This window comes from Actinophytocola sediminis, assembly GCF_054779715.1.
In genome coordinates, this window is sequence record NZ_BAAGXS010000029.1 from 104,942 (window position 1) to 121,512 (window position 16,571).

The following is a 16,571-nucleotide window of genomic DNA, read 5'->3' on the forward strand; positions in this document are numbered from 1 at the left end:
CGTTTAGGACGCGATCAACGTCCGTTCTAGACGTCCCAAATTCGACGACTGCCGGAGGGTGGTGGTGGGATGCCCGTCGAGTCCACGGACTCCGCCCGGCGCGTGCGTCCACGCGCCGGCGGACACCGCCGGCCCCGGTGGTTGCCGTGGCTGTTCATGGCGCCCGGCCTGGTGCTGTTCGCCGTGTTCTACGTCTGGCCGGCCAGCCAGGCACTCCAGCTCGCGTTCTTCTCCTACGACGGGATCTCCCCGCCGGTCTCGGTCGGGCTGGACAACTTCACCCGCATGGTGGCCGATCCCCGGTTCCACCAGTCGCTGATCAACTCGTTCCTGTTCCTGGCCGGCATGATCCCGCTCGCGGTGTTCGCGCCGCTGCTGCTCGCGGTGCTGGTCAACCAGAAACTCCCCGGGGTGCAGGCCTTCCGGGTGGCGATCGTGATGCCGGTCGTGGTCTCGATGGTCGCGGTCGCGGTCACCTGGAAGTACGTGCTGGACGCCGAGGGCGTGCTGAGCTGGCTGGTCACCTCGCTCGGGCTCACCGACGAGCCCCGAGCCTGGCTGCTCGACTCGACCTGGGCGCTACCGAGCCTGATCGTGATCGAGGGCTGGAAGAGCATGGGGATCTACATGATGATCTACCTCGCCGGCCTGCAGGCGATCCCCTCCGAGCTCAACGAGGCCGCGCAGATCGACGGCGCCGGCGCCTGGCAGCGGCTGACCAGGATCACCGTGCCGCTGCTCGTGCCGTACATGGCGGTCACCTCGACGATGGCCATGCTGGACTCGATGCAGGTCTTCACCTCGGTGTACGTGATGACCAGGGGCGGCCCGCAGGACAGCACCATGACCCTCGGCTACTACGTGTGGTCCAAGGCCTTCGAGGACTACGAGTTCGGCTACGCCAACGCGATCGCCCTGGTGCTCTGGGCGATCATGATCGTCCTCGCGCTGTTCAACTACCGGCTCACCAGGGAGCGCCCATGAGTACCGGTAAGCGCTCGACGCTGGTGGTCAACTACGCGGTGCTCGTCGTGCTGGCGGTGGTGTTCGTCGCGCCGTTCGTGGTGTTGCTGTCGGCCGCGTTGAAACCGGCCACCCAGGACGTGTTCTCCTTCCCGCCCGACCTGCTCCCCCGGCCGCCGGTGATGGACTGGTTCACCCGCGCCTGGACGGTCATCGACTTCCCGCGCTACCTGTTCAACTCGGTGCTCTACGTCGTGGTGATGGTGCCCGCTTACCTGATCGTGTCCGCGCTGGCCGCCTACCCGCTGGCCAGGATGCGGTTCCGGTTCCGCACGCTGACGTTCTTCCTGTTCCTTTCCACCATGTTCCTGCCCGGCGAGCTGATGCTGATCCCGCGGTTCCTGGTGGTCTCCGAGCTGGGACTGGCCGACACCTACGCCGGGGTGATCCTGCCCGGCCTGCTGTCGGCCATGGGGATCTTCCTGCTGCGCCAGACCTTCGCCGCGGTGCCCCAGGAGCTGGAGGACGCGGCCAGGATCGACGGCTGCCGGGAGTGGGGCATCTTCTGGCACGTGATGCTGCCCGCGGCGCGGCCCGCGCTCGCCGTGCTCGCCATCTTCGGGTTCATCTCGGTGTGGAACAGCTTCATCTGGCCCCTGGTCGTGCTCAAGGACACCGACAAGTACCCCATCGCACTGGCACTGTCCTATCTCACCGGGGTGACCGGCACCGACGTGCGGACCCTCGCCGCCGGCACGGTCATCTCCCTGATCCCCGTCATCGTGTTCTTCGTCCTGATGCAGCGCCACATCCTCGAGGGGATGAAGGGCGCGGTGAAGGGCTGACCGCCCATGGAGGAAACCCATGTCCAGCAACGAATCCACCGTAGGACGCCGGCAGGTGTTACGCGCGGGCGCGGTACTCGGCCTCGGTGCCGCGGCCGGCGTGACCGCCGCGCCGATCGCGATGGCCGCCGGGCGCGACTACGCGCTGCGCGCCACCTACGACTGGGCCGAGGCCTACTTCGGTGAGCACAGCGACACTCCCCCGGACCGGCCCAACGAGGTGCGCGGCGCGTTGGCCTGGGGTCAGTCCTACGTACTGCGCTCCTATCTGGCGATGTACCGGGCCTTCGGCGACACCCGGTACCTGGACCTGTTGTGCCGCAACACCGACGCCATCCTGCTGACCAGGGACAGCGAGCGCGGGGTGCGGGACTGGCGCGGGGACTCGCTGCCGGCGTGGCGGGGCTGGTACCCGTACACGGCGGGCCAGGCGGACGTCCCCGGCGCGACCGGGGTGCCGGTGCTGGGACTGCGTACCTCCCAGACCTTCGCCGACGACGTGGTCGCCGAGGTCGTGGCGGAGTCGGCCGACCGGTTCACCGTGGTGGTCACCGACACCAGGGTGGACCGCGCGGACACGTTCACCAACCTGACGATGGACGCCACCAGCCCGGACTACGCGGTCCGGCGGATCCTGGACGCCAACCCGACGCTCACCCGGGCCAGCGCCGTGGACCTGCGACCGGACAACGCGCCGGCGACCCCGCGGCCCGGGACCTACCCCATGGCGTCGGCGCACGTGGTCTTCTCGGTGCACACCGGCATGATCACCGCCCCGATCGCCGAGTTCTGCCGGATCGTCCGGGAGGACCCGCGACTCAAACCCCGCTACGGCGCCAAGGCCGCCAGGTACCTCACCGCGGTGCGCGCGGCGGTGGCCTGCCACAACCGCGAATGGCGCCAGAACGACGACGGTGAGGGGTGGTATGTCTGGGAGAAGGGCACGCCGCTGGCCTTCGACGGCTGCGAGATGCCGCACAACCAGTTTCTGGCGCTGGCCACGACCCAACTGCACCTGTCCACGCTCACCGGACACCGGTCCTATCGCGACCGAGCGGTGCGGATGCTGACCACGTTCCGCAACGACCTCGCGGTCAAGGACGCCAGCTACGTGTGGCGCTACTGGTGGACCAAGGGCCACGTGTACCGCGGCTACCGCCAGGCCGACGAGGTCTCGGCGTGGACGCCCGCCTACCCCAACGGCGCCAAGCAGATGGAGGACGGCTCGCACGGCGCGGTGGACGTCGAGGCGATGCTCGCCGCCAACGGGCTCGGGCTGGTGTTCGGCGAGACCGATGTTCGCCGCATGGCCGCCACCTACACCGACAACCTGATGCACCGCGACGCCGACGGCACCCCGCACGTCTGGACCACTGTGGACGGTTCGGGCGCGCTGGGCTCCCAGGATCTCCAGGCGCCGCGCTGGGCGAACCTGGCCGCCTGGGACGAGCGGATCTTCACCCACTCGCGGGAGATCGTCAACCTCCTCCAGCCGGAGCCGCTGTTCGGCTCCACCCTGCTCGGCACCGCGTTCCTGGCGGCACACAACAAGAAATAGCCGTCAGCCAAGCTCCTTTGTGGACCGAAACCGGTCACGAAGCGAGCCGACGGCGGGCACGATGCCGCGTGGCAGGTACAGCACCACGAGCACCAGCAACACGGCGTAGACCGCGTAGGACAGCACGCTTGGCGCGTAGCTCGGCATGCCCGGCCGGGTGCCGATGTCATTGAGGAACTGGACCAGCAGCACGATGCCGGCGGCGCCGACCACCGGGCCGAAGATCGTGCCGAGACCGCCGACCACGGCCATCACCACGTACTCGATGGACAGCAGGAGCGGGAACGAGCCCGGCCCGAGATAGCCGAGGAAGTAGGCGTAGATGCCGCCGGCCAGCCCGGCGAACGCGGCCGACAACGCGAACACCACCAGCCGGTAGCGGCCGACCGGCACACCGCTGGCCGCGGCGGCGACCTCGCTGGTGGCCAACGCGCGCAGCCCACGACCCGCCCGGGAGCGGACCACGTTGTGCGCCACCACCAGGGTGAGCGCCAACCCCGCCCACGTGAGGTAGGCGTAGTGCAGGTCCTCGCTCAGCTCGAACCCGGCGACGGTCAGCCGGGGAATGCCCTGTAGCCCGATCGCGCCGCCCGCCCACTCCGACTGGGCGAGCACCGACAGCAGGATCAGCTGCATCGCCAGCGTGGCGAAGGCCAGATAGTGCCCGCGCAGCCGCAACATCCCGATACCGACGAGGGCGGCGAACGCGGCGGCCACCACCGGCGCGGCCAGCAGGCCGAGCAGCGGCGGCACCCCGTTGGTGGCCAGCAGGCCGGCGGTGTAGGCGCCGATCGCGTAGAACGCCGCCTGTCCCAACGAGATCTGCCCGCCGTAGCCCATCAGCAGCGACAGCCCGACCACGACCATCGCGGCCAGGCCGAGCAGGATGTAGATGGCGAGCTCTGAACTGTCCAGAAAGGACGGTACGGCGAGGGTCGCGACGGCGACCGCGAGCACCGGCACGACTGTTTTCATGCTGGCTCCTGGTGGGCGACCGGCCGGCGGACGGCCCGCCAGATCATCACCGCGAGCATCAGTCCGAGCGCGACCTCGGTCTGGTGGGCCGCGTTGCCGTAGCCGGCGACCAGCGCCTGGGCCACCCCGAGCAGCAACCCGCCGACCAGCGCCACCCCGGGCCGGGTCAGGCCGCCGAGGATGGCCGCGGCGAACCCGCTGATCGCCAGCGTCACGTCCGAGTCGAACGTGACCTGCTGCACCGGGGTCACGAGCACGCCGGCCAGCCCGCCGAGCGCGCCGCCGATGCCGAACGCCAGCAACCCCATCCGCCGCACGTCGATGCCGACCACCCTGGCCGCGTACGGGTTGGACGCGCAGGCGGTGAGCGCCTTGCCGACGTTGGTGCGGCCGAAGAACGCGGCCATGGCGGCGAACACCGGCAGGGTCACCCCGATGATCAGCAGGTAGTGGGTCTGCACCCGGGCGCCGAACAGCTCGACCGCGCCGGGCAGGCCGGCGAACGAGCGCGGCTGGTCGCCCCAGATGAGCACCTCGACCGCGTACGCGAACAGCGACAGCCCGAGGGTGATGATCAGCGACGCCTGCGGCGAGGTGCCCGGCCGGCCGATCGCGACCACCCCGACCAGGAGTCCGACCAGCGCGGCGATGGCCACCGCGAGCAGCTCGGACACCCCGTGCGGCAACGAGGTCAGCAGCGAGGAGGCGGTCAGCGCGGCCACCACGGCGAACGCGCCCTGGGCGAAGTTCACCACCCCGGTCACCCGGAAGATCGCCACCAGCCCGCTGCCGACCAGCGCGAACCCGCAGCCGACGCCCAGGCCGGTGATCAGGTACTGCAGCAGCTCACTCATGGGGACCACCGAGGTAGGCGGCGGCGACCGCGGGACTGGCGGCCAGGTCCGCGGCTGCCCCCTCGGCGACGATCCGGCCGGCCTCCAGCACGTAGGCCCGGTCGCACAGATCCAGTGCCAGCCGGGCGTTCTGCTCGATCAGCAGCACGGCCAGCCCCCGCTCGGCGTTGAGCAGGCGCAGGTGGTCGACCAGGTCGGCGATCACCAGCGGGGCCAGGCCGAGCGACAGCTCGTCGATCACCAGCACGTCCGGGCGGCCCATCAGCGCCCGGCCGACCGCGACCATCTGCTGCTCACCGCCGGAGAGCAGCCCGGCCGTGCGGTCGCGCAGGTTGACCAACGCCGGCAGGACCTCGTAGATCGGTGCGGTGTCCCGGTTGCGGATCCGCCAGCCGCCCAGCCGCAGGTTGTCCGCGACGGTCATGTCGCCGAACAGCTGGCGGCCCTCCGGCACGTGCGCGAGCCGGCCGTGCACGGTGACCGATCCGCTGTGCGGCTTGACGATCCGCGACAACGTGTTGACCAGAGTGGACTTCCCGGCGCCGTTGGGCCCGATCAACGAGACCAGCTCGCCGTCCTCGACGGTGAGGCTGACCCCGTCCAGGGCGACCGCGGCGCCGTAGCGCACCACCAGGTCGGTGACGGCGATCCTGGTCATCGCGCCGGCACCTCCTTGCCGAGATAGGCGGCGATCACCTCGGGATCCGCGCGGATCTGCGCCGGGGTGCCCTCGGCGATCACCCGGCCGAGGTCGAGCACGGTGACCTGGTCCGCCAGCCGGGCCACGAACGCCACGTCGTGCTCGATGGTGAGCATCGTCAGGCCGTCGGCCTTGAGCTGTTCGAGCAGTTCGGCCAGCGCGCCGCGTTCGGCGGCGCGCAGGCCGGCGGCCGGCTCGTCGAGCAGCAGCAGCCGAGGCCGGCCGCACAACGCCCTGGCCACCTGCAGTGCCCGCTGTTGGCCAAGCGGCAACGCCTCGGCCGGCCGGGTGGCCCAGTCGGCGAGACCGACCCGCGTCAGCGCGGTGGTGGCGAGCTCGCGGATCTCGCGCTCCGCGCGGCGGTGGGCCGGTAATCGCAGGATGCCCGAGGCGAAGCCGGCGCGGGTGATCGCGTGCGCGCCGACCATCACGTTCTCCATCGCGGTCATCCCACGGAAGATGTTGGCGCCCTGGAAGACCACCGCGATGCCCAGCGCGGCCCGGCGGTGGGCCGGCAGCCGGTCGATCCGTTCGCCGGCGTAGTCGATCCGGCCCGCACCGGCCCGCAGCTGGCCGCCGATCAGGTTGAACAGGGTGGACTTGCCAGCGCCGTTGGGCCCGATGATGCCGCGCGACTCGCCGGCGGCGATGCGCAGGTCCACCTCGCGTACGGCGAACACCCCGCCGAAGGATCGGGACACCCCGGTCACGTCGAGCAGCGCGGTCATGGGCGCTATCCGGCCAGGCCGGCCAGCTGTGTCCTGGTCCAGTCGGTCGGCACGAGCACGCCGTCGCGGACCGTGGTGATCGCGATGTACTCCCCGGGAAGGCCGGCGTGGTCGGTCTCGCTGTAGGTGTACTTTCCGTTGGGTGTCACCAGGGTCAGGCCCGCCAGCGCGTCCCTGATCGCGGCCGGGTCGGTGCTGCCGGCCTCCTCGATCGCGGCCGCCAGCAGCTTCACCGCGGTGTAGCCGTCCTGGGCGAACTGCGGTGGTGGGTAGCCGTACTCGGTCTGGAACGGCCCGGCCAGCTCGTCGATCGCCGTCCGCAGCTCGCCCGCCGGCAGATGCTCGCCGATCACGCCGACGGAGCCGGCCACCACGACGCCCTCGGCCGCCGGCCCGACCGGGTCGAGGAACAGCTTGCTCGCCTGCGCGCCGGTCAGCACCAACGGGATGGACAGTCCGGTCGTGGCGTACTGCTTGGTCAGCGCGACCGCCGGTGGCCCGGCCGCCCACACGACCAGTGCCTGCGCGCCGGCCGACCGGGTGTTGTTGAACACCGAGCCGAACTCGGTGGCCGTGGTCTGGAACTCCTCGGTCGCCACCAGGGTCACCCCGTGTTCCTCGGCCTTGGCCACCATGCCGTCGAAGCCGGCGACCGCGTAGGAACTCTTGGTGTCGTGGGCGATCGCCACCTTGGTGATGCCGGTCGCCTTGAGGTACTCGAGGATGCGGTCGCCGTAGGTGGCCGAGGTGGCCGGAACCATGAACACGTACGGGTGCACCGGATCGACCTGCTCGTCGGCCGGACTCGGTGACAGGTAGGGGATCTCCTCCCGGTCGACCAACGGGATCGTGGCCAGCGCGGAGTTGGAGAACGGGGAGCCGATGACCGCGGCCACCTCCTCGCCCTTGAGCTCGTTGAACGCGAGCACCGACTGGTCGGGCTGGCTCTTGTCGTCCTTGACCGACAGCTCGAGCGGGCGGCCGAGCAGCCCGCCGGCGTCGTTGAGCTGCGCCACGGCCAGCTCGACGGACTTCTTGTTCTCACTGCCCAGCGGCGAGTAGTTGCCGGTCAGCGAGACGATCTGGCCGATCAGGATCGGGCCGGTGTCGTCGGAGTCGCCCGTGGTTCCCCCGCAGCCGGCGGCGAGGAGGGCAAGAGCGGCGAAGATCATCAGTGGTCGACGCACGCTCCAAAGTTAGGCTTACTGATCACGGCCGTCAAGATTGTGCCTAATATCGACTCCATGTCGCCCTCTCGGTCACAGTCGCTGATGCTCAGCTTTCTCGGCGACTACGTGTACGGCAGCGGCGTCCAGGTGTTCTCCGGCAGCGTGATCGACGTCCTCGCCCGGCTCGGGGTGTCCGAACACGCCACCAGGTCGACGCTCACCCGCATGGCCGGCCGGGGACTGCTGCGCCGGCAACGCCTCGGCCGGCGGATGTACTTCGGCCTCACCGAACGCGGCGCCGAGATCCTGCACGACGGACAGCGGCGCATCTGGAAGACCGGCGCGGTCAACGACGACTGGGACGGCAGTTGGACGCTGTTGTGCTTCTCGTTGCCCGAATCCTGGCAACGCCAACGACACGACCTGCGCTCCCGGCTGGCGTGGGCGGGTTTCGGGCCGCTGCAGGGCGGGCTGTGGATCGCGCCGGGACAGGTCACGGTGGAGCCGTTCGTGGCCGAGCTCGGGTTGGCCGCGCATGTGCGGGTGTTCCGGGCCACCGCCGACGAGCTGACCGACATCGCGCAGTTGGTCCACGACGCCTACGACCTGCCCCGGCTGGCCGCCGGCTACCGCGATTTCCTCGACCGCTGGACCGGCGCCGGCCAGGCCCCGTTCGCCGGCGACCCGTTGGCCGCGCATCTGGCCGTGGTCACCGAATGGCTACAGGTGATCCGGCGGGACCCGCGACTACCTGTTCGGCACCTGCCGGCGGACTGGCCCGCGGTGCCGGCACAGCAGGCGTTCCACCGACTCGAGGCCGCGCTCGACCAGCCCGCCCGGGAACTGGCCGCCGGCCTGCTGGACACCGTGCCGGACGCGTGAGCGGTGCACAATTGTCCACTAAGGACTTCAGTCAAGGGCGGCGAGGTCGTCCGGGGTCGGGTTGCGCAGCACCGTGGTGTCCCGCCAGATCACCACCGGCAGCTCGTCGTGGTGCACGTCGAGGTCGGCAAGCAGACCGGCGGCCCCCGCGTCCTGGTCGATGTCCACGAAATGGTGGGTCAGGCCGTTGTCGGTGGCCCAGTCGCGCAGCCGCCGGGTGTCCTGGTCGGCGGCCGGACCGATGATCCGCACGTCCGCCGTCTCCTCCAGAAACCGCGACCGGCGCAGCAACATCGCCCGCAGCACCACCTCACGCAGCCCGGAGGACTCGACGAAGGCGGCGTGCAGCGCGACCGGCGTCAGCTCGATCACCTCGCTGTCGGTGGTGGCCAGCGCGGTGATCACCGAGGACTGACCGGCGAACAACCCCAGCTCGCCGACGAACCGGCCGGCGCCACTGACCGCGCGCACACGTTCGGCCGGTCCGCCGAGCCCCTGCACCGTGGCCACGGTGCCCGCGACGATCACGTGGAAGTTGTAGCCGGGATCCCCCTCGGCGAACAGCACCCGGCCCGGCTCGACCCGGTGGCGGGCGCCGTGCCGGTCGAGCACCGCCAGGTGTTCCTCGCTCAGCCGGGGGTAGGCGCTGTCGTCGCCGTCGGTCTCCTGGTCCGCGCCGGCCGGGATCCGGTCCGGCACGACCACCGTGGTCCTCGGCGTCGGGTCGGGCAGCAGCAGCACCGGCCGGTCGGTCGGCTCGGGCGCGGTCTCGCCGATGCTCTCCAACAGCCGCGCCACCAACGTGTTCGCGTCGAACGAGCCGGTGTGCCGGCGGTCGCCGACGAAGAACGTCGGGGTGCCGGTGGCACCACTGGCCTCGGCCGACTCCGCGTCGTCGCGCACGTGCCCGGCGTACCGGCTGTCGCCGAGGTCGCGGGTGAACCGCGCGAGGTCCAGGCCGATCGCGGTGGCGTGCTCGACCAGCGCGGTCACCTTCAGCCGGTCCTGGTTGGCGTAGAGGCGGGCGTGCATGTCCCAGTAGCGGCCCTGGGCGCCGGCCGCCTCCGCGGCCTCGGCGGCCAGCTCGGCGTGCGGGTGCACGTCGACCAGCGGCAGGTGCCGGAACACGTAACGCACCCGGTCGCCGAGCCGGTGCAGCACCTCGTCCACCGCGCCGGTCGCCCGGCCGCAGAACGGGCACTCGAAGTCGCCGTACTCGACCAGGGTCATCGGCGCGTCGACCGGGCCGCGGAGATGGTCGCGGTCCGGGTCGACCGGCGGCACCAGCACCCCGGCGGTCGCCCGGTCCTCGTCGCGCCGCCGGTCGCCGAAGCGGAACAGCGCCCAGCCGAGCAGCGCGGCCAGCAGTGACGCGGCCAGCACGCCGACCCTGGCCTGGTCGGCCAGCGGGGAGTCGCCAAGCGCGAGGTCCACGATGAACAGCGAGATGGTGAACCCGATGCCGGACAACGCGGCGCCGCCGAGCAGCTGACCCCTGGTCAGGCCGCGGGACAGCGTGCCGAGCTTCAGCGCGACCGCCCCGTAGGCGCCGACGCTGATGCCGAGCAGCTTGCCCAGCACCAGCCCCGCGATGATGCCGAGGGTGACCGGGGAGGTCAGCGCGGCGGACAGGGTGTCGCCGCTGAGGCTGACACCCGCGTTGGCCAGCGCGAACAGCGGCACGATCAGGTAACTGCTGTAGGGCTCGTACAGCCGGTGCAGCCGGTCGGCGCTGGGTACCGACCGCTCGATGCCCAGCCGGGCGGCGCGGGCCAGCTCCGGGCCGGGCGACTGGCTGAAGGCCCTGGTGAGCCGGGTGGCCTCGGCGACCTCGTCGCGGCGGGGCGCGTAGGCGGGGGTGAACAGCGCGATCACCACGCCGGCGATCGTCGGGTGCACCCCGGACAGGTACATGGCGATCCACACCGCGACGCCGAACACGAAGTAGGCGGGTCCGCGCCAGACCCGCAGGTAGCGCAGCCCGACCATGAGCGCGAGCCCAACCAGGGACACCACCAACGGCGTGAGGGACAGGTCCTCGGTGTAGAACAGCGCGATGATGGTCAGCGCGCCGACGTCGTCGGCCACCGCGAGGGTGAGCAGGAACATCCGCAGCGCCCCCGGGCAGGCCGGGCCGACCAGCGCGAGCACGCCGAGCAGGAACGCGGTGTCGGTGGAGATCACCACGCCCCAGGCGCGCGCCGCCTCGCCGCCGGGGTTGAACAGCAGGTACACCGCCGCCGGCACCGCGAGCCCGGTGACCGCGGCGGCCAGCGGCACCGCGGCCGTGCGCCGGTCGGCCAGCTCGCCGACCGCCAGCTCCCGCTTGACCTCGAGGCCGACGACGAAGAAGAAGAACACCATGAGCCCGTCGTTGACCCAGTGGCGCAAGTCAAGCGACAGCTCGCCGCCACCAAAGCTGATGGCCAACTCGGTGTGCCAGAAGGCGTCGTAGGACGCCGACCACGGCGAGTTGGCCCACAGCAGCGCGATGACGGTCGCGGCCAGCAGCAGCCCGGCGGCCGCGGCCGGGTTGGCGAGGTAGACCCGGAACGGGCGCGCGAGCTGGGCCAGCACGTCCCGGGTGCGGGTGGTCGTGCCGTCCCAGCTCGGTGGTGGTGCAGACGAACTCACCTGCGGATATTAGCCCGGGACCGGGCCGGATGCCGGCACCCTTGATCGTCGACGGACGCGTGTGTCAGTGTCGGTGCCATGGACATCGAGGTGTCGACCCGGGACCTGCCCGGCCTTGGCACGCGGTACGAGATCGGTTGTGCTGACGGGAGCCGGATCAGCGTGGTGGTCCGGCACAACGGCATGCGCGACCTGTACACGTTCGAGCCGGGCGCGGACACGCCGAGCAGCTCGCTCCAGCTGACCGACGCGCAGGCGCGCGCGCTGAGCGCGGTACTCGCCGGCGTGCACTTCCGCCCGACCGGGGACGAGGCGCCGGCGGCCATCGGCGGCGTGGCCATCGACTGGGTCACCGTCGTGGCCCCCGACCACGCGCTGGACGACCTGGCCGCCGCGCATCCGGAGGCCGCGGTGATGGTCCTGGTCCGCGGCGAGCACACCACGATGAGGCCGGCCGGCGAGATCCTGCGCGCCGGCGACCGGCTACTCGTCGCCGGGACCGGTGCCGCGTTGACCGCGCTGCGCGCCCAGCTCACCGTTTCCTGAACCCGGGATGCGGTGGGTCGGCCTCGGGTAGGCGGGGGCGAACGCCGCGCCGGCCGAGTCCTCGGTGCTGGTGACCCCGCACGCGCGGTCGGCCGCCGCCACCGCGGCCGCGCACGCCCGGTCCAACTCCGCCGGCTGGCAGCCGATCCGCAGGTTGATCGTCAGCCGGGCGCCGAGCGCCTCGACCGGGCCGACCACGTCCACGCTCGGCTCGGCGCCGGCCTCGGTCAGGCTGGCCCTGGTCAGCCCGCCGGCACTCGACACGCTCACCTTGGCGTGCCCCACCAACATCCCGGCCGCCGACGCCCACGCGGACAGCGTCGACAACGCGGCCACCGCCCAGGTCCCGGGGGGCGAACCGGTCCTGGACGGTCATCTCATGGTTCAGCCAGGCCAGTTCGGCCTCGGCGGCCGCGTACCGGTCATAATCCAGGTCGTAATCCGGCCGGTCCGGTGTCTCCGCTTCGCCGAGCCAGTGGTCGACCAACTCGCCGACGGCGCCCGAGCGGGCCGAGTAGCCGACCACGCGCGCCGACGGGTACCGCCGGGCCAGCTCCGCGACCAGCGGGCCGGTGCCCACCAGGTCCAGCTTGTTCAGCGCCAGCACGTCGGCCTCCGCCAACTGGTGGGCGTACAGGTATCCGGTGTCCGGATCACCGCCGGCCGCCCAGACACGGGCGAAGGACCGGTACCGCACGGGGTCGACGACCGCGGTGAGCGGCGCCACCCGCACCGCGTCGCCGTGGTGGGCGCGCAGCGGCCGCACGACGGTCGCCCGCAGGTCCGTGCAGCTGCCGACCGCCTCGGCCAGCACCACGTCGGCGCCACCGTCGACCAGGCGGGTGACCACCTCGGCCAGTTCCGCGAAGCGGCAACAGAAGCAGCCGGCCACCACCTCGCCGACGGCGTCGGTGACCGTGCGCGCCAGCTGGGTGTCGACCAGGTTGTGGCCCTGGTCGTTGGTCACGATCGCCGGCCGGTGGCCGCGCCGGCGCAGCTCGCGCGCGGCGGCGAGCAGGGTGGTGGTCTTGCCGGCGCCGAGGAAGCCGCTGACCGGACAGAAGATCGCGCTCATGGGAATCGATTACCTCAGGTGAGGTCGACGGACAGCGAGGCCCCGGTCTGGACGGTCACCGGCTCGCGCAGGGTGATCAGCACCCGCAACCCGGTGACCGCGAACTCGGCGGCGCCGCCGTTCACCCGCACCGAGGCCACCGGTCCGGCCGCCTCGAACGCGAGCGTGCGCACCCGCAGTCGCCCGTACCGCAGCTCCAGCACGCACTCCTGCCGGCCGTCCTGTCTGGTCTGCCGGTACAGCCCCCAGCCCTCCGCGCCGGTGAACGCGGCGGCGAAGCGCTCCGGTGTAAGCCTGGGCGCGAACCCGATGTGTCCGCGCGGCCCGTGGTACTCGTAGCCGCACGCCGCGAGGTAGACGCCGTAGCTCATCATCGCCCGCGCGTAGTGGTCGCTGCACTCGATCTCGTTGTACGGGTTGCGCCGGTTGGCGTCGTGGCGGTCGTGCACCGCGCGGGTGACCGCGAGTCCCTCGTCCACCATGCCCTCGGCGATCAGGTGCGCGGCGAACTGGTACTCCTGCCCGGTCCACACCTCGTTGAAGTACCCCACGACGAACCCGTCGCCGGCCTCAGTCGACCCGCCGTGGGGCCAGGTGCACATCACCGTGCCGGCCTCCCCCGGCATCGCGTACACCCGCGCGCCGGGGATCCCCGGTGCCCGGTAGGACCCGGCGTCTGGCAGGAAGTTGTTGCGGAACAAGCTGGTCAGCGCTGTCCTGGACTTCTCCGGCGAGAACACCCTTGGCAGGCCGAGCTGGCCAGCGTAGGTCTGCGCGTACAGCTGGTCGATGTGGCAGCCCCGGTTGGAGTTGGGCGCGTCGGGATGGGCCGGGTCGACCTTCTGGAAGAAGTAGCCGTACTCCGCGTTCCACAGTGCACTGTCCAGATAGGCCGAGCCGCGGTCCGCGATCCCCGTGTACCGGTCGGCCAGCGCGCTGTCCCCCAGCTCGGTCGCCATCGCGGCGCCGGCGTGCAGCGCGGCGACGTAGAGCCCGCTGATCCACGGGATCTCGCCGAACCACTGGGCGTCCAGGGTGTTCCACTGGCCGCCGTCGAGAATGCCGTCACCGTCGCCGTCGGCACTGATCACCCACGCCAGTGCCTTCTTCACCGCCGGCCAGACGCCGCGCAGGAACGTGTCGTCCGGCGACATCTGGTGTTCGCGGTAGACCCGCAGGATCGTGCCGCACTGCCCGTCGGCGAACCAGCCCTCGTCCGCCTCTCCCCGGTTGCCGATCTCGCCGTTGTCGCGCAGCGCGATCCCGAGGTCGACCCGCTCGCGGGTGTCCCGCTCCAGTTCGGGGAACAACCTGGCGACCGACTGCGCGTAGTTCCACACGTGCCCGCAGGTGCCCGCGCAGCAGTAGATTCCCTCCCAGGCGTAGAACCGGCCGTTGTCGAACCGGAAACAGGTGTTCGTCGCCAGGGTGGACACTGTGGACAGTGTGCGTTCCAGGAACCAGTGCGGCAGCGTGGAGTCCTGGTACCAGGTGCGTACCCAGGTCTCGGTGCCGCCGGTCAGTCTCGGCAGTTCGGCGGCCAGGTGGGTGACCACCTCACCCGCCGAGGCGAACCGGGTGGCGTAGTGGTGGCGCAGGCGCTGACCGTCGCGCAGCCAGCCGAACGCCGCCGGCTGCGGGATGGGAAAGTGCCAGCCGAGCAGGAAGCGCACCGTGCCCGACTGTCCCGGTTGGACGGTGAGCGGCACCGTGACGGTGCCCGACTCGCCGCCCTCGGTGGCCACCACGGCATCGGGATGGGTCGCGGCCAGTGCGAACGTGCCGAACTCCGGCAGCGTCTCGATGGGCTGGCGGCGCACCGGCCGGTCACCGAACATGATCCGGCCGACGTTGACATGTCCCCAGCCGGCGGCGATCGAGTCGACCACCTCGAGTCGCGCCGTCCGGCCGGCCCAGCGGCTGACGTCGACCGACATGGCGGTGAGCGGCTCCATCTCCCGGCCGGTCATGCTCGCCACGGCCTCGCCGTCGACCACGAGGTTCACACAGGTGCGGCCGGGATGGGCGCCGCCGCCGACCCACATCGTCAGGTAGCGGCGCTCGACGGTGAACTCCCGGCTGGTCAGTTTCCCCTGGTAGGCATCGGGATCCCCGCCTGCGCGGAAGTTGTAGGAGGTGACGAACCGGCTGCCGACCACGTTCAGGTCGGTGATCTCGCCGACCGGGCGGCGGAAGTCCGGTGGCGTCTGCGCCGGCGTGACCGGCCCGGCGCCGAACGCGTCCCCGGTGACCGTCCAGCCGTCGAACGTGCCGGCTTCCCAGTCCTCGAACAGGATGTCGGGTCGGTCGGTGAACACGATGGTGTCGCAGTTGACATGGGCCCACGGCACGCTCGCGCGGTCGGCGATCCGGATACGCGCCGTCCGGCCGAGGTGCTCGCCGAGGTCGAGGGTGGCGGCGACCATCGGCTCACCGAAACGGCCGGTGGCGTTCGCCACGACCGCGTCGTCCACCAGCACCTCGACCCCCACCTCACCCGGCAGGCCACCGCCGCCGATGCCGACCGCGACGTAGCGGCGCTCGACGGTGAACTCCCGGCTGGTCAGCGTGCCCTGGTAGGAGTCGGGATCGCCGCCGGCGCGGTGGTTGTGCGAGGTGGCATACCGGCTGCCGGACAGCAGCAGGTCACCGAAACGGCGGACGTAGCCGGGGACCTCCTGCTGGGTGACCGGCCCGGCGCCGAACGCGTCCCCGGTGACCGTCCACCCGTCGAACGTGCCGGCTTCCCAGTCCTCGAACACGATGTCGGTACTGCCCGGCGTGGTGCCGGCGACGGCGGAGAACTCGACCCCGCGCAGTTGTCTCGCGCGCAACTGTCCGGCGCGCAGCTCGGTCGGCTGCTGGTCGCGCGTGGTCAGGCAGACCGGGTTGGCGCTCGAGGCGACCAGTTCGGCGCGCACCGCCGCGCCGGTGGTGTTGCGCAGGGTGAAGGTGACGGTCGTCGCCGGCAGCGTGGAGTCGTCCACCGCCAACGGGATGAACGGGGCGTACGCGGTCGCGGTGATCTCCAGCGGGCAGTCCGGGGCGCGGTAGGTCACCGTGCCGACCGGGTACTGGCCGACGAACCGCACGTCGGCGAAGCCGTCCGCGTCGATGGTGTGGCTGGTGGTCGCCCGGCCGCTGGTCGTGCGCAGGGTGAAGCCGAGCGGGAACGGTGAGCTCGGGGTCAGCGGCTCGGCGTAGTGCGGGCCGGCCGCGGTGGCGCCGCCGAGCGGAAACGTGGCCGGGTTGAGGATGTCCCAGGCCCACAGCCGCCCGTCACCCGCCAGGTACACCTGACCGCCGCAGCCGCCGCCGACCGGCATCCCGATGCGGGCGAGGGCCTCGCCGGTGTACTCGGTCGGCCGGCCGCGGTCGACGAGCGCGGCCAGCCGTTCCCGCGTGAGGTTCTTGTCGGCCGGCACGACCACCAGGCCGTCCGGGTCGAGCCCGAGTGCCGCCGCCACCGGGGCCGGGGCGGCCAGCGCGCCGAGCCCGGCCATGCCGGCGGCGAGGAAGGCCCGCCGGTTGTGCCCGGCCGGCGGACAGCAGGTGCCGTCGGCGCAACAGTCCACAGTGGAGTCATGGTGGTCGGATGCGGTCGTCATTGAGGCAGCCTCCACGAGTAAACGATTACTCGGG

At 71.5% G+C, this 16,571-nt stretch carries 13 protein-coding genes; 5 read left to right on the forward strand and 8 right to left on the reverse strand.

All coding sequences use genetic code 11. From position 1 onward, the window contains the following. Positions 1-69: 69 nt before the first annotated feature. The 3 genes from ACYVIP_RS19930 to ACYVIP_RS19940 are packed head-to-tail and all read left to right on the forward strand — an operon-like array spanning position 70 to position 3,366. A complete protein-coding gene (locus tag ACYVIP_RS19930; protein WP_460398424.1) occupies positions 70-984 on the forward strand; it encodes a carbohydrate ABC transporter permease in 915 nt (304 codons plus the stop codon). Beyond that, a complete protein-coding gene (locus ACYVIP_RS19935; protein ID WP_460398426.1) occupies positions 981-1,808 on the forward strand; it encodes a carbohydrate ABC transporter permease in 828 nt (275 codons plus the stop codon). Before ACYVIP_RS19930 ends, ACYVIP_RS19935 begins: the two co-directional genes overlap by 4 nt. Before the next feature lie 19 nt (positions 1,809-1,827). Next, the gene (locus ACYVIP_RS19940; protein ID WP_460398428.1) at positions 1,828-3,366 is read left to right on the forward strand and encodes a hypothetical protein; all 1,539 of its coding nucleotides are present in this window, start codon (positions 1,828-1,830) and stop codon (positions 3,364-3,366) included. Between the two features lie 3 nt (positions 3,367-3,369). On the opposite strand, the gene ACYVIP_RS19945 is transcribed toward ACYVIP_RS19940, so the two are convergent. The 5 genes from ACYVIP_RS19945 to ACYVIP_RS19965 are packed head-to-tail and all read right to left on the reverse strand — an operon-like array spanning position 3,370 to position 7,810. Next, positions 3,370-4,341 (reverse strand): branched-chain amino acid ABC transporter permease, encoded by a 972-nt coding sequence (locus ACYVIP_RS19945; RefSeq protein WP_460398430.1) that lies wholly within the window; start codon positions 4,339-4,341, stop codon positions 3,370-3,372. After that, on the reverse strand, positions 4,338-5,195 hold the full coding sequence (locus ACYVIP_RS19950; protein WP_460398433.1) for a branched-chain amino acid ABC transporter permease: 858 nt from the start codon (positions 5,193-5,195) through the stop codon (positions 4,338-4,340). The genes ACYVIP_RS19945 and ACYVIP_RS19950 overlap by 4 nt, the downstream gene beginning before the upstream one ends. Beyond that, positions 5,188-5,853, reverse strand: a complete 666-nt coding sequence (locus ACYVIP_RS19955) for an ABC transporter ATP-binding protein (protein ID WP_460398435.1) — start codon at positions 5,851-5,853, stop codon at positions 5,188-5,190. The genes ACYVIP_RS19950 and ACYVIP_RS19955 overlap by 8 nt, the downstream gene beginning before the upstream one ends. Further along, the gene (locus ACYVIP_RS19960; RefSeq protein WP_460398437.1) at positions 5,850-6,623 is read right to left on the reverse strand and encodes an ABC transporter ATP-binding protein; all 774 of its coding nucleotides are present in this window, start codon (positions 6,621-6,623) and stop codon (positions 5,850-5,852) included. The genes ACYVIP_RS19955 and ACYVIP_RS19960 overlap by 4 nt, the downstream gene beginning before the upstream one ends. 5 nt (positions 6,624-6,628) lie before the next feature. Then, positions 6,629-7,810: an ABC transporter substrate-binding protein gene (locus tag ACYVIP_RS19965; RefSeq protein WP_460398439.1), complete on the reverse strand. Its 1,182-nt coding sequence runs from the start codon at positions 7,808-7,810 to the stop codon at positions 6,629-6,631. A 57-nt stretch (positions 7,811-7,867) separates the two neighbouring features. Between ACYVIP_RS19965 and ACYVIP_RS19970 the strand changes: the two genes are divergently transcribed. Next, a complete protein-coding gene (locus tag ACYVIP_RS19970; protein ID WP_460398441.1) occupies positions 7,868-8,674 on the forward strand; it encodes a PaaX family transcriptional regulator in 807 nt (268 codons plus the stop codon). A gap of 27 nt (positions 8,675-8,701) precedes the next feature. On the opposite strand, the gene nhaA is transcribed toward ACYVIP_RS19970, so the two are convergent. Then, positions 8,702-11,308 (reverse strand): Na+/H+ antiporter NhaA, encoded by a 2,607-nt coding sequence (gene nhaA / locus ACYVIP_RS19975; RefSeq protein ID WP_460398443.1) that lies wholly within the window; start codon positions 11,306-11,308, stop codon positions 8,702-8,704. Between the two features lie 78 nt (positions 11,309-11,386). Between nhaA and ACYVIP_RS19980 the strand changes: the two genes are divergently transcribed. Then, positions 11,387-11,854, forward strand: a complete 468-nt coding sequence (locus tag ACYVIP_RS19980) for a TrkA C-terminal domain-containing protein (protein WP_460398445.1) — start codon at positions 11,387-11,389, stop codon at positions 11,852-11,854. On the opposite strand, the gene ACYVIP_RS19985 is transcribed toward ACYVIP_RS19980, so the two are convergent. After that, positions 11,841-12,929 carry a GTP-binding protein gene (locus ACYVIP_RS19985; RefSeq protein WP_460398447.1) on the reverse strand — a complete coding sequence of 363 codons (1,089 nt, stop codon included), beginning with the start codon at positions 12,927-12,929 and terminating at the stop codon, positions 11,841-11,843. The two genes, ACYVIP_RS19980 and ACYVIP_RS19985, sit on opposite strands and share 14 nt — an antisense overlap. 14 nt (positions 12,930-12,943) lie before the next feature. Next, positions 12,944-16,537 carry a GH116 family glycosyl hydrolase gene (locus tag ACYVIP_RS19990; protein WP_460398450.1) on the reverse strand — a complete coding sequence of 1,198 codons (3,594 nt, stop codon included), beginning with the start codon at positions 16,535-16,537 and terminating at the stop codon, positions 12,944-12,946. Positions 16,538-16,571 lie beyond the last annotated feature (34 nt).